Origin of the sequence: Plantactinospora sp. B6F1, assembly GCF_040120695.1 — a bacterium.
GTDB lineage: Bacteria > Actinomycetota > Actinomycetes > Mycobacteriales > Micromonosporaceae > Plantactinospora.
In genome coordinates, this window is record NZ_JBEEAC010000002.1 from 284,154 (window position 1) to 297,239 (window position 13,086).

Sequence of the window (13,086 nt, forward strand, 5' to 3'; positions counted from 1 at the left end):
TCGGTGTACCCGTGTCGCGCCCGGGAATCGGACGTCGCGGCGTCGCGGCGACGGCCCTGGAGCCGTAGGCCGGCGCGGCGGAAAGGTGCGGGCGTCGAGCGGAAGGTGCGGGCGTCGAGCGGAAACTAGGGCTGTCTAGCGTGGACGCTAGACAGCCCTAGTTTTGCTTACCGAATCGGATCGGGTGCTGCTCAGCGTCGCTTCAGGCAGAGCACGAAGTCGCCCAGGTCCAGCGAATCGTCCCAGACGTAGTTCGCGTCCGACTCCGGCGAGCCGAAGATCGGGTCGTCCTTGCACTGCTTCGGGTCGGTGGTGAACGGGATCCGGGACAGCACCTCGTAGGTGTCCGGTCCACACGGCACCTTGCGGAGCTTCGGCTCGTCGTCGGTACCGTCGTTGACCAGGCAGTCGCCCACCGCGTACCGGTAGGACGAATTTGACGGGGTGCTGGCGGGACGGCTCGGAGTCGACCCCGAACTGCTCGGAGCGGGAGCCCCGGTGCCCGGGCCCGAATCCTCGCCGGACTGATTGACCAGCCACCAGGTGCCGCCGCCGAGACAGGCACAGAGCAGCACCAACACGATGCCACCGACGATGAGGGCGATCTTCAGCCCGCCACCGGACTTCGGCCCGGCGCCGGGCGGACCGCCCGGCACACCCGGCGCACCGGGAGCGCCGCCGTACGGCGCCCCGGGCGGACCGGGCTGCGGCTGGGCGGCCGCCCCTGGGTACCCGGACGGGTACGCCCCACCGATGGTCGGCGGCTGCCCCCAGGCCGGGCTCGGGGCATCGCTCGGCTGCCCGTGCCCGGTGCCGGCCGGCTGCGGGTTGCCGGGAGACGGGTGGCCAGTCGATGGGTAGCCGGGCGACGGGTAGCCCGGAGACGGTGGTTGCGGCGGATAGCCGGGCGATGGGTAGCCGGGCGATGGGTAGCCGGGCGATGGTGGTTGCGGCGGATAGCCGGCGTCCGGAGCCGGCGGATAGCCAGGGCCGGGCGACGAGGGCCCCGCTGGTGGCGGCGGGCCGCCACCGGCTGGCGGGCCCGACGAGGGATACGGGTTGGGATCGTCGGGCTGCCCACCGGCGGGTGTTCCGTAAATCGACATGCTTCTCCTGGATAGGGCGCACGCCCCGACCGCGTCACGGAAACCCGGGGTGGCAGGCGCAGGGGTCGGGGTGGGCGCAGGGATACGCGGCAGGTCGCTCGGACCCCCGCTCGTCGCGTCGGCGTGCCGGATGCCGGCACACCGGGAAACTATCGTTTCCGAAGGCAGAGCACGAAGTCCAGTTCGTCCAGCTCGCTGTTGAAGAAGTAGAAGTTCGTGTAGTTCTGCACCTGGGAGCATTTGGTCTTGGCGTCCGAGGCGCCGGTGGTGACGCCGTTGTAGCGGGCGAGCACCTCGTAGGTCTGTGGCGCGCACTTCGTGATCGCCAGCTTCGGCGCAGCCTCCGTACCCTCGTTCCGGACGCACTGTCCGGCCTTGACGAACCGCGCGTCCGTGGAGGGCGGATCCGGTGCCGCCGGCGCGGTCGTGGGTGCCGGCTGCTCGACCGGATAGCTGGCCTGGTCGGCCGGCTCCTCGGTCTGCTCGTTGGCCGGTGGCAGGGCGTCCGACGGCGTGTCGTCGCGGCCGAGCAGGTAGACGCCGATCGCCGCACCGCCGAGAACCAGCACCGCCAGCCCGACCAGGACGGCGGCGAACGCCCGGCTGCCGCCACCCCTCGGCATCGGGTCGGCTGTCGAGGTGGACCACGACGGGTCCGGGACCGGCGTCGCCCACACCGGATCGGCGTCGGACGTGGTCCACCCGCCCGGCGCCGGAGCGTACGGCGCGGATCCGCCGGAGTGGTGCGGCGACGGAGCGTACCCGACGTCGTGTCGCTGGGTCGGTGGATAGTCGGCGCCGGGCGTCCCCGAACCCGGGGGCGTGCCCGGACCAGCCGGCTCCGGATATCCGGCCGGATATCCGGGATGGCTGACCGGGGAACCGAAACCGTCCGGTGGCGCGGACGGCTGTCCACCACCCCAGTGCCCCGGACCGCTCGCGTGGTCCTGATCGCCCCAGGGGTCGACCGGCTGGCCGTACTCGTCGGTGGTCTGCCGGTCCGGGTCGTTCCACGATTGCGCCGGACCGGGGTACGGTCCGCCGGGCGGTCCGTAGTTGGCCATCGACTGTCCTCCTGGTACGGATCGGTGAGAGGCTCGCCACCCGCCTGGGACGAGCCTGCTGTGTCACCGTAGCGTGGCCCCCCAATGAGCCCACCTCCCGGAAGTGCGCCAACCTCGCCGCGAAGCGTGTCAACCTCGCGGCGAAGCGGGCCGACCTCGCGGCGAAGCGGGCCGACCTCGTGGCCCGGCGCCGGCTCGGCCGACGGGTGCCCTGCCCGCGCCTCGACCCGGTGGCGGGGCGGGGCGTGACCCCGTGACGGGGCGGGTCGTGACACCGGGCGTGGTGGCGGCGGCCGGACTCCTCGGCATCCTGCTCGGACCGCTGCTGCGCCGGCAGATCTTCCGGTACGTCCTACCCGGGGGACGGAGCTGTCCGCACTGCGCGGCGTTGCTCGGCGTGCCGACCCGGTGGAACCCGCTGGGCGTGCCGTCGCCGACCGGGCGTTGTCCGCGCTGCCGGGAAGCCGTCGGTCCGCGCACCGGTCTGGTCGAGGTCGTCGCCGCGGCCGTCTTCGCCGCGCTCGCCGCCCGGACCGACGGCGTACTCCCGCTGCTGGCGTACGCCTGGATCGCCGGCTTCGGCATCGTGCTCGGCTTCGTCGACGTCGCGGTACGGCGGCTTCCCGACCGGCTGACCCTGCCGGCGGCGGCCGGTCTCGCCGGACTGCTCGGCGCCGCCGCGCTCACCTCCGGCCAGGTCGGCCGGTACGCGGTGGCGGCGGCCTCTGCGCTGGCGCTGGCCGGTGCGTACCTCGGGCTGGTCCTGCTCTCGCCCGGCGGGCTGGGGCCGGGGGACGTCAAGCTCGCGATCGGGCTCGGGCTCGCCACCGGCTGGTACGGCTGGAGCAGCACACTCTACGGCGCGCTCGCCGGCCTGCTGCTGGCCAGCGGGTACGCCGCCGTGCTGCTCCGGCTGCGCCGGATCGGCCGCCGCGACCACCTGCCACACGGCCCGGCGATGCTCACCGGCGCGCTCGGCGCGGTACTCCTCGCCGCCTGAACCAGGAGCCGCATGGCGCGAGCGGCGGTGACGGGCGACGGCTCAGAGCAGCCGCAGTTGGCGGTCCCTCGGGCGGCGGGGTGCGCTGTCGCCGAGCCGTTCGAAGAGCCCGGCGTCGATCGCGTCGAGGAACGGCGACGGTACGCAGTCCCACTCCTTACCGTGTCGCAGTCGCCGGGCCACGTGGCTCAGGTAGAGCCGGTCCTGCGCCCTGGTCAACCCGACGAAGAAGAGCCGCCGCTCCTCCGCCACCTCCTCCTCCGACGGAGTGGAGCCCGGGAAGCGCAGCGGCAGCAGCCCGTCCTCGCACCCGGGCAGGAAGACCACCGGGAACTCCAGCCCCTTGGCGGCGTGCAGGGTGAGCAGGGTGACCGCCTCGGCGCGCGGGTCGAGCGCGTCCACCTCGGCGCCGGTGCCCAGCTGGGCCAGGAACAGCTCCAGGTCGTCGCCGCAGCGCCGGGCCAACGGGATGAGCAGGTCGGCGGCGGTCCAGATGTCGTCCGGGCCGATCCCGCCGGTGGCGTCCAGGGTGGGGGTGGCGTGCCGCTCGGCGAGTACCTGCCCGGCCAGGCGTACCCGGGCGGCGACGGAGCCGCCGAGGCCGTCGGCGTGCCGCAGCTCACGGGCGATCACCGAGACGCCGGGTCGGTCCCGCAGCCGGTTGTGCGAGCGCTTCTGCACCGGGATGTTGGCCCGGGCCAGCGCGTCCAGGATCGGTGCCGCCTGGGCGTCGGTCCGGTACAGCACCGCGATGTCGGAGAACGACACGTTCGAGGTGCGCCCGTCGATCCGGCCCGAGTCGAGGGAGCGGTGCGACAGCCCGCCGACGAGTTCGTCGACGGTGCGTACCACGAAATCGGCCTCGTCCGCGACGGAGGCCGCCGGATAGCGGCCGACCAGCGGTGCCTCCGGGTCGAGCCGGGCCGGGTCCAGCCGGCGCCCCCGGACCAGGGCGGACGGCGCGATCGCCTGCACGGCGGCGGCCAGGATCGGCGCCGACGAGCGGTAGTTGCGGGTCAGCCGCACCAGCCGGGCGTCCACGAAGTCCTGCGAGAACCGCAGGAAGTACGTCACGTCGGCGCCCCGGAACGCGTAGATCGCCTGGTCCGGGTCGCCGATCGCGCAGAGGTTGCCGTCGGCCGGGCTGAGCAGCCGGAGCAGTTCGTACTGCGTGGCGTCGACGTCCTGGTACTCGTCGACGAAGATCCACCGCCACCGGTCCCGGTACCGCCGCACCAGTTCCGGATTCTCCCGCAGCAGCGTCACCGGCAGGCCGACCAGCTCGTCCAGGTCGACCAGGTCCTGGCCGCGCAGCAGTTTCAGGTACGTCGCGTCGTCGTCGCCGGCCTCGGCCCGGGCGGTCGCCCGCTCGGTGTCGTCGGCGATCCGGAAGTCGTCCGGCAGCCCGGCGGCCCGGGCGTTCTCCCGCAGGATGGTCAGGCCGAGCGAGTGGAAGGTGCCGACCGTGACGTCCTCGGCGACCGGCCCGAGCAGCCCGTCGAGCCGGTGCCGCAGCTCCTCGGCGGCCCGCCGGGTGAAGGTGATCGCCAGGCAGTGCTCCGGATAGACGTGCAGCTCGGCGCAGAGGTACGCGATCCGGTGGGTGAGGGTGCGGGTCTTCCCGGTGCCGGGGCCGGCGACGATCAACAGCGGCCCGCCCGGTGCGGAGGCGGCGACCCGCTGCATCGCGTCGAGCCGGTCCAGCAGCCCGGTGCCGACCTCCTCCATGCCGGCGAGCATCGGCTCGAACGGCTCGTGCGGCGACGGCGGCGGGGCCAGCGGTGGCGCGGGTTCGGCCGGTGGGGCGGCGGCCCGGACCCGGCGGCGCGGTTCCGGCGGGTCGGCCGGCGCCGGAGACGCCGATCGGCCGGTCCGGGCCGGCGGCTTCGGCTCCGTGGGCGGTCGCTGCCGGGGGACGGGTACGTCGAAGAGCGCGTCCGCGAAGAGCGTCTCCGTCTGCCCGGCCCCGCCCCGGCCGCCGCCGGAGCCTGCGGAGAGTTCACCGGGTTCGAAGAGGGTGATGACGCCGTACTCGCCGTCGTAGCCGGGAATCCGGCGTACCTGGCCGCGCCGGAGTCGGGTGATCGCCTCGGCGAGGAGTTCGCCGCCGACCCGGCGGATCTCGTCCACCGGCGTGACGGTGAGGATGTCCAGCTCGGCACCGAGGCCGGCGACCAGGTTGTTGAGCTGCCCCTCCACCGTCTTCGACTTCGGGCCGACACCGTTGATCTCGCCGAGGATCTCGGCGAGCTGGATCAGATGGGTGACCTGCGGTCCGGCCGCCGGCCGGTACCCATCCGGCCGGTCGGCCAGGTCCTCGACCCGGCTCAGTACGCCGACCGTGAGCGGCTTGCCGCACTCCGGGCAGCGCCCGCCCGCCGCTCTGGTCCGTTCCGGCTCCCAGTTGATCCCGCAGAGCCGGTGCCCGTCCGCGTGGTACTTCCCCTCCTCCGGGAAGAACTCGATGGTCCCCCGCAGCCCGTTCCCGGTACGCAGCGCATCCCGCACCGCGTGGTAGTCGAGGTCGGTGGCGAAGACGGTGGCCTCCCGGGCCAGGGCCGGCGGGGAGTGCGCGTCCGAGTTGGAGACCAGCCGGTACCGGTCCAGGCTGGAGACCCGCCAGTTCATCCCGGGATCGGAGGAGAGCCCGGTCTCGACCGCGAAGATGTGCTCGGCGAGGTCGGCGTAGCAGTCCGCGATCGCGTCGAAGCCCGACTTCGAGCCGAGCGCCGAGAACCACGGAGTCCAGATGTGCGCCGGCACCAGGTAGCCGTCCGGGCTGGCCTCCAGGGTGATCTCCAGCAGGTCCCGGGAGTCCAGGCCCAGAATCGGCCGCCCGTCGGAGCCGATGTTGCCGATCCGGCCGAGCGTGGTGTTGAACCGGGCCACCGCGTCCAAGTCGGGCAGGTAGATCAGGTGGTGCACCTTGCGGGTGCGGTCGTCCCGCTTGTAGATGGTGGAGATCTCGACGCTGAGCATGTAGCGCATCGGGCTCGACTCGGCGGCGCTGGCCAGCCGGGGTGGGAGCCGGCGGACGATCTCCCGCTCCGCCTCCGGGCTGAGCCGGTAGAGCCCCGGCTCGGCCGGGTGCAGCGTCTCGCGCAGGTGCTCGTACCAGGCGGGGTGGGTGAAGTCACCGGTGCCGAGCAGGCTGATTCCCTTGCGCCGGGCCCACCAGGCCAGGTTCGGCATGGTCAGGTCACGGCTGCACGCGCGCGAGTATTTCGAGTGGATGTGCAGGTCAGCGACGAAGGGCGTAGCGGCGGAGGGAGAGCCGTCAGCGGGTGCGGCGCGCAACGGAGACACGCCGCATCCTGTCACGGACCCGTACGCGAGCGCGTGTCGCCACGCGCGAGTGTGATTTCTCGCCGATCAGGCGTCCTGAGTGGGCGGTAGAGCCCCGTGGGCGCCGCTGCGGTGCTCAGCTCGGGCAGGGGACCGGCGTGGCCGGGCCGGCGGCCGGACCGCCCGGTGTGGGGCAGGGCCGGCTCAGCGTCGATCGGGGCGGTGTCGCGGGCATCCGCCAGGTGACTCGGTCGCCGGCGAGGTTGGTGTAGCGAAGTGTCGTTTCCCGGGCCGGATCCGGGGGGCCCACCCGGTAGGCGAGCCACGCGGTGCCGCACTGGTGGTGATCCAGGCTCGTCGCGTGTGGGATGGGACGACCGGGCAGACCGATGAAGCCGGTTCCTGCCGCCTCGCCAACCGTCAATCCGAAACGGTCGAAGCCGAAGTAGTTGCGTTGCAGGTGCTCGCCGCCGGCGGGTTCCTGGGTGGAGCCGCCGCACATGCGAACCCGCACCGCGTAGGCGTACGGCGTCTCCGGGTTGAGGTTGACGATCAGTTCCGGCTGGTCGGCGGCCACCATTGTGCCGTTGGGCAGCGAGACGACGGTGCCCGGGTCGACGGTCCGAGACACCCGCGGCGCCGGCTCCGGCCGGTTGGCGCCGGAGGCGACCAGCGCACCCACGAGCACACTCGCGATCACGCCGCCGCAGGTCGCCGTGATGGCCAGGTCGCGGCGCCGCTTGCGTATCGCCCCGGCCACCTGGGCCGCCCAGGCCGGGTTCGGTGGTCGCCGGATCGCCGGCACACCGACCGTGCGCGCGTCGACCATCCGCCGGAGGTGCTGCCCTGCCCGGTAGGCGCCCCAGGTCAACGACACGGAGGAGAGCTGCCGGTCGACCAGGGAGGTGGCCTGGTCGCCCGTGTGGACGAGCAGCACGATCTGGTCGAACGCCACGCTCGACGTGGTGACCACCAGCCTGCGCGGACCGGCCCAGTGCTTCTCGACGACGGTGTCGAGCACGCCGATCCGGGTGGGAGAGCAGACAACCGCCCGCCGAGGCACCACCCGGTCGCGGAACCGGCGCCCGGTCGCCGGCTCGGGGGCCGTGCGCTCCGCCAGCGGGAACGGCGGCTCGCCGACCGCGGCGCCCGGCACCGAGTAGATCAGGCTGTTCCGCAGCCCGCGCAGCGCGTCCCGGACGGCATCGTCAGAAAGGTTCCGGTACTCGTCGGCGACGTGTTGCGGTGTCGGGTGGTCACCGCGGTGCAGGTGCCGCCGCGCGAGCCAACGCAACGCGGCCGGCTCATGTGGTGCGGCGGGCAGCGGTGCGTCGGCGAGCGCCCGGCGGAACCGTTCGACCTCCGCGTCGCTCACGGTGGCCTCGGTCAGGTCCAGCACCGTTTGCAGGGCGGCTTCGCCGGCCGCGACCTCCTTGCCGGTCACCGGGGCGGCGGCGCCGCAGACCAGCACGCGGTCGTCACCGACCGGGTACGTCGAGAGGTTGGCCTCGGTCGCGAGCGGCTCGAACACGACCAGCCGGCGGTGCAGCCGGTCTGCCAGCATGGAGAGCGCCACCTCGACGGCGGGCGTTGCGGGCGGCGCGATGCTGAACAGCTCACCGCTGCGCTGTAGCACGCAGCGCGGCGCCCCGAACGCGTCGACGGGCAACGGCGGCAGAGCCGGCGCCCCTGGTGCCGCCGGCCGATCGTTGCCGGCCAGCGTCGGCACATCGGTGCCGTTCGTCCAGTACACCCGGTTCGCGACGCCGAGCCGGGTGCGCGCGAAGTCGGCAACCGCCGCTCCGTCAAGGGTGCCGACCGCCAGCGGACCGAGCGCGGCGAGCTGCGGCAGGTAGCCGGGCCACCGGGCGACCAGATGTGAAGTCCACGGCGCCAGGGCGGGCAGTGACAGCGACGCCCGCTCCCGCAGCCCGTCGTCGAGCAGGATCTCCGGTGGCGCGGCAAGGAGTCGCTCGACCCGGTGCAGCCCGTCGACCACGGCCGCCGCCGAACCGACCAGCAGCAGCGAGCTGTCTGCCTGCCCGGCGACGAACTCCACCTGATCGAGCGGCTCGTGGCCGGCCCGGTCGACCGCCTCGGCCGGGCGGGTCAGCGTTCCCGTCAGCCACGCCCCGAGCAGCGCGAGGACGCCGAGTTGCTCGGTCGGCTGGTGCGCCAGGCCGACGGCGAACGTGACGCCCACGAAGGTCGGGCCGTCGACACGCGGCGCCAACAGCCATGGCGTGCCACCGTCCCGTTTCCAGGACACATCCACCATCGCGTCAGTCCAGCAGCCAGTACGCGGAGGCCGGGCCGTCGGTCAGCAGCAGCGCCCTGAGCACGACCGCCCCGCCGTCGACCGCCGTCCTCGGCTGGTCGAACACGAGACTGCCGCTGATCCGATCCCCCGCCGATATCGAGCCAAAACTTATCGAGTTGAACTCGTCTATCGGCGTAGGGGTGTCCGGGGTCTTCTTCAGACTGAAGTCCGCCTTGCTTCTCCAGGCCGGCACCTCGCTGCCCCGGATGAGATGGAAATGCAGCGGGTTGAACTCGTAGGTGCCTTCGACGCCTTCGAGGACGACGTCGAACACCACGAAGGCTCCCCGCTTGGGCTTGATCCGGACCCCGTTGGCGCTCTTCACCTCGGTGTGCACCTTCGGCCTGGAGAGCGTCACCTCGATGGTGGCGGACTTGTTGCCGAACAGGTTCTTGCCGCTCACCGTCACCGTGTTGCCCGGTGTGCCCGCCACGGGATCGGGCTGCGGCGCCTTGGACGCCACCTCCGGCAGACCGGGCGCACTCGTCCGGACGGCAGGAGCGCTGGGGGTGGGGGTTTGGGTCCGGTCCGCAACGACCGGCGGCTCGTCCGCGCCGCATCCGCCGACCGACACGGTGATCATCAGAGCACCCGAGGCGACGACCACGCGGAACAGCCGCCTACCGGTACGGTTCACGCATTCTGTCGGTTGAGCGACCTGTGATGCCATAGCCAGGAAACGTATACCACCGCGACCACCCGCGCCGGGCTCAGATCACCGGCCAGAACGCCGCGGCCGGACCGTCGGTCAGCAGCCATGACTCGATGACGACCGCCGCGTCGTCGACCGCGGACCGGGGCACGTCGAAGACGAGGTTGCCGCTGTTCCGATCGCCCGCCGACATCCTCCTGCTCTTCACGATCGGTTCGAACCCACCGGCGACAACCTCGGGTTCGAACCCGCCGCCGCCTTCCCGCCAGCCGGCCACCTCGGCCCTCGGTACGAGGTGGAAATGCAGGGTGTTGAAGTGGTAGACGCCGTCGATGACCTCGATGATGACCTCGAACGTCAGGTATCTGCCCTGTTTCGGCACCCCCACCTTGCCGCCGGGAAGCTCCACCATGGTGCTCACCGTCGGACCGGACAGGGTCACCTCGACCGTGGCGGACCCGGTGCCGCCGGAGGTCGCCCCGGTAACCCGCACCGGCTCGCCCAACGTCGCCGCCACCGCGTCGGTTCCGGTCACGCCGGTCGTGGGGCTGCGGCCGTCCGTCGGATTCCGGCCGGACCACGGTGTGTTGTCGACCAGGAGGACCGCCGCGACCGCCACGACCACGACGGCGGACATCGACGTCCAGGCGCGCCACCCGGGCCGGCGGCGTCGCGGCCGCGCCACCGGGGGCAGTGCGCCCGGCCGGGGCGGCACCGCTCCACCCGGTCCGGACGGCGCCGGCGCACCGCCGCCGGGCGGCGGCGACGGCTGGCGACCGTGCACGGCGGCGCCCCCGCGCACCAGGTCCGTTGGTTCGGCCCGTCCGATCGCGCTGCCGAGTCCGCCGAGCGCGACGACCTGTTCGGGCTGATCCATGACCGAAGGCGGGATGCCCAGCTGCTGGTGCAGCAGCGTGCCGACCAGTGGCACCCGGGTAGCGCCGCCGACCAGGAGCACCCCGGCGACGCGATCCGCGGCGATCCCGCTGCGGAACAGCGTCGCGGCGGTGAGCGCCACCGTCCGATCCAGCAGCGGCCGAGCCGCCTGCTCGAACTCCTCCCGGGTCTGGTGCACCTCCACGCCGTCCCACGGCAACCGGAGCGTCGCCACGGACGCCCGGGACAGCTGCTCCTTGGCGGCCCGCGCCTCGTCCCACAGCAGTTGGTGCTGCTGCCGCTCCTCGACGGTCGTCGGGTGACGCAGCCGCTGCCACCGCGCTGGATCCCGCCCGCCGGCCACCCCGCCGACCTGGTCGAGGACGACGGCGTCGAGGTCCAGCCCGCCCAGGTCGTCCAGCCCGTCGGTGGCCACCAGATCCCAGGTCCCGTCGCCACGATGCCGGATCACGCTGATGTCGAACGTGCCGGCCCCCAGGTCGTACACCACCAGCGCCGAGCCGGCCGGGACCTGGCGGCCGACGGAGCGGGCGAAGAACCGCGCGGCGGCGAACGGTTCCGGCATGAGAGCCACCGTGCCGAGCCCGGCGCGGTCGGCGGCATCAAGGAGCACCCGCCGGCGCTGCGGGCCCCAACTGGCGGGGTGGGTCAGCAGGGTACGCGCGACCGAGGCCGCGGACACCCGGCGGGCCTCGTCCGCGACCCGACGCAGCACCGCGGCGATCAACTCCGCCGCGGGGTATTCCTCCGTCCCCAGCAGAACCGCCGGCTCGTCCACGTGCCGTTTCGGGTACGGTTCGAACCCGGCCGGGTCGATCCGCGCGGCGCGCACCGCGTCCTGCCCCGTCAGCAGTCGCCGCCCCTGCCCGGCATGGACCGCAGAACGCAACAGCGGCGTGGCGTCGAACAGCAACGGGCTCGCCTGACCGTCCGGCAACCGTACGGCCGCGACCGTGTGCGCCGTACCGAAGTCGATCGCCAGCGTGAACCCGTCGACGTTCGGAACGCCCAGCCCGCCATTGAACACAGCCGCATTATGCCCCGGGGTCGCGGCGAGCTGGCTGCGCTGGGCACGGACGTTCACCGGGTCTGCCGTTCAGGCGGCCGGGCTGCGGGGCGCGTACTGGCTAGGCCGTCGAGCGCAGCTCGACCAGGGTCACCTGCGGCGGCGCGCCGACCCGGACCGGCGGCCCCCAGAAGCCAGCGCCGTTGGTGACATAGAGCTGGGTGCCGTCGATGGTGGCGTGCCCGGAGACGACCGGCTGCTGCGACCGGACCAGCAGGTTGAACGGCACGATCTGGCCGCCGTGGGTGTGCCCGGACAGTTGCAGGTCGACGCCGTGCCTCGCCGCCTCGTGCACGTTGATCGGCTGGTGCGCGAGCAGCACCACCGGTCGGTTCGGGTCCCGGCCGCCGAGTGCCGCGTCGAAGTCGGGGCCCTGGCCGAGCCCCAGTCCTTCGCCGGTCGGGTCGTTGACCCCGGCCAGGTCGAGGGCGCCGCCCCGGGCCAGGATCTCCTCGCGCCGGTTCTGCAGCACCCGAAGCCCGATCCGGTCCAGCTCGACCACCCACTCCTCGACCCCGGAATAGTATTCGTGGTTGCCGGTGACGAAGAAGCTGCCGTACCGGGACCGTAGGTCGCGCAGGGGCGCGGCGGCGGGGCCGAGCTCGCCGACCGTGCCGTCGACGAGGTCACCGACCACCGCCACCAGGTCGGCGTCGAGCCGGTTGATCATCGACACGATCCGCTCGGTGTGCGCCCGACCCGACAGCGGCCCGATGTGGATGTCGGAGACGGTGGCGATCCGCAGCCCGTCCATGCTCCGGGGGAGCTTGGCCAGCGGGATCTCGACCCGGTCGAGCTGCGGCGGACCGAGCGCGGTGCGGACGCCGTACCCGACGACCCCGGTCGCGGTGAGCCCGGCGAAGATGGCGGCACCCCGGGCGAGCAGCAACCGGCGGCCCGGGTCGTGATCGGGTGCCGGGGGTGCGGCCGGTGCGGGCGGTGGCACGGCGGTGCCTCCGGCGTCCGTCGCGCCGAGCGACGGTCCTCCGCTGGTGGTGCCGTCCGTATCGACAAGCGACGGCTCCGGGGTGGCGCTGCCCGCGGCGTCCGCGTCGCCGGCACCGAGCGTGGTGACGGCGCCGGACCCGGCCTCGACCGGGGCGACCGCCGGTACGGCCGCCCGGACGCGGCGGCGGCGCAGGGCCAGCCGGGCCACCAGCATCGGGATCTCCAGCACGGTCAGCAGGACCAGCAGGTAGAACATCACGGCCAGCCAGAGGTAGCCCGGCCAGGCCAGCCAGTAGAGGCCCCGCTGGGTGCCGACCAGCGTCGCCGGGGTGAGCAGGGCCAGCACCAGTACCGTCACCCCGCCGGCCCGGCGCCATCGCCCCGGCCGGGTGGTGTCCCGGACCAGTCGCTTCCACAGGTAGAGGTGGATCAGGCCGGTGACCAGCACCAACGTGCCGACGAAACCCAGAACTCCGAGCAAGGTGGCTCCTCAGCCGCCCGCGAACGGCGGCAGCACGTCGATCGTCGCACCGGGCGGCAGCGGTGCCTGCCGGTCGTGCCAGGTCACGCCGTCGACCAGGAAGCTCGCCATCGCCAGTACGGTCGCCAGCCGGTCGCCGTGCCGGTCGACCAGCTCACCGGCGAGCTGGTCGAGGCTGCCGCAGCCGGGAACGGTCTCCTCGGGTACGCCGGCAGCGGCCCGGGCGGCGGCGAAGTAGCGTACGACCAGGGTGGATGTGGACGTCAT

Annotated in this window: 9 protein-coding genes; 1 reads left to right on the top strand and 8 read right to left on the bottom strand. The window is 73.2% G+C overall.

From position 1 onward, the window contains the following. Positions 1–191: 191 nt before the first annotated feature. Both ABNF97_RS04425 and ABNF97_RS04430 read right to left on the bottom strand, forming a co-directional pair. Positions 192–656 (bottom strand): LppU/SCO3897 family protein, encoded by a 465-nt coding sequence (locus ABNF97_RS04425; protein WP_130465717.1) that lies wholly within the window; start codon positions 654–656, stop codon positions 192–194. A 599-nt stretch (positions 657–1,255) separates the two neighbouring features. Then, the gene (locus ABNF97_RS04430; protein WP_349337726.1) at positions 1,256–2,170 is read right to left on the bottom strand and encodes an LppU/SCO3897 family protein; all 915 of its coding nucleotides are present in this window, start codon (positions 2,168–2,170) and stop codon (positions 1,256–1,258) included. 253 nt (positions 2,171–2,423) lie between these two features. On the opposite strand from ABNF97_RS04430, the gene ABNF97_RS04435 reads away from it, so the two are divergent. Next, complete coding sequence (locus tag ABNF97_RS04435; RefSeq protein ID WP_165436621.1) at positions 2,424–3,170, top strand: prepilin peptidase; 747 nt, start codon at positions 2,424–2,426, stop codon at positions 3,168–3,170. A gap of 42 nt (positions 3,171–3,212) precedes the next feature. On the opposite strand, the gene ABNF97_RS04440 is transcribed toward ABNF97_RS04435, so the two are convergent. From ABNF97_RS04440 to ABNF97_RS04465, 6 genes are all read right to left on the bottom strand, one after another. Further along, positions 3,213–6,476, bottom strand: coding sequence for a UvrD-helicase domain-containing protein (locus tag ABNF97_RS04440; protein ID WP_349337727.1), 3,264 nt, complete (start codon positions 6,474–6,476; stop codon positions 3,213–3,215). Between the two features lie 115 nt (positions 6,477–6,591). Beyond that, positions 6,592–8,733, bottom strand: a complete 2,142-nt coding sequence (locus ABNF97_RS04445) for a peptidase M16 family protein (protein WP_130461306.1) — start codon at positions 8,731–8,733, stop codon at positions 6,592–6,594. Positions 8,734–8,737: 4 nt separating this feature from the next. Then, positions 8,738–9,208: a hypothetical protein gene (locus tag ABNF97_RS04450; protein ID WP_349337728.1), complete on the bottom strand. Its 471-nt coding sequence runs from the start codon at positions 9,206–9,208 to the stop codon at positions 8,738–8,740. Between the two features lie 277 nt (positions 9,209–9,485). Further along, on the bottom strand, positions 9,486–11,351 hold the full coding sequence (locus ABNF97_RS04455; RefSeq protein WP_165436622.1) for an Hsp70 family protein: 1,866 nt from the start codon (positions 11,349–11,351) through the stop codon (positions 9,486–9,488). A gap of 100 nt (positions 11,352–11,451) precedes the next feature. Beyond that, complete coding sequence (locus tag ABNF97_RS04460; protein WP_349337729.1) at positions 11,452–12,819, bottom strand: metallophosphoesterase; 1,368 nt, start codon at positions 12,817–12,819, stop codon at positions 11,452–11,454. Positions 12,820–12,828: 9 nt separating this feature from the next. Beyond that, a complete protein-coding gene (locus ABNF97_RS04465) occupies positions 12,829–13,086 on the bottom strand; it encodes a MoaD/ThiS family protein (RefSeq protein ID WP_130461310.1) in 258 nt (85 codons plus the stop codon).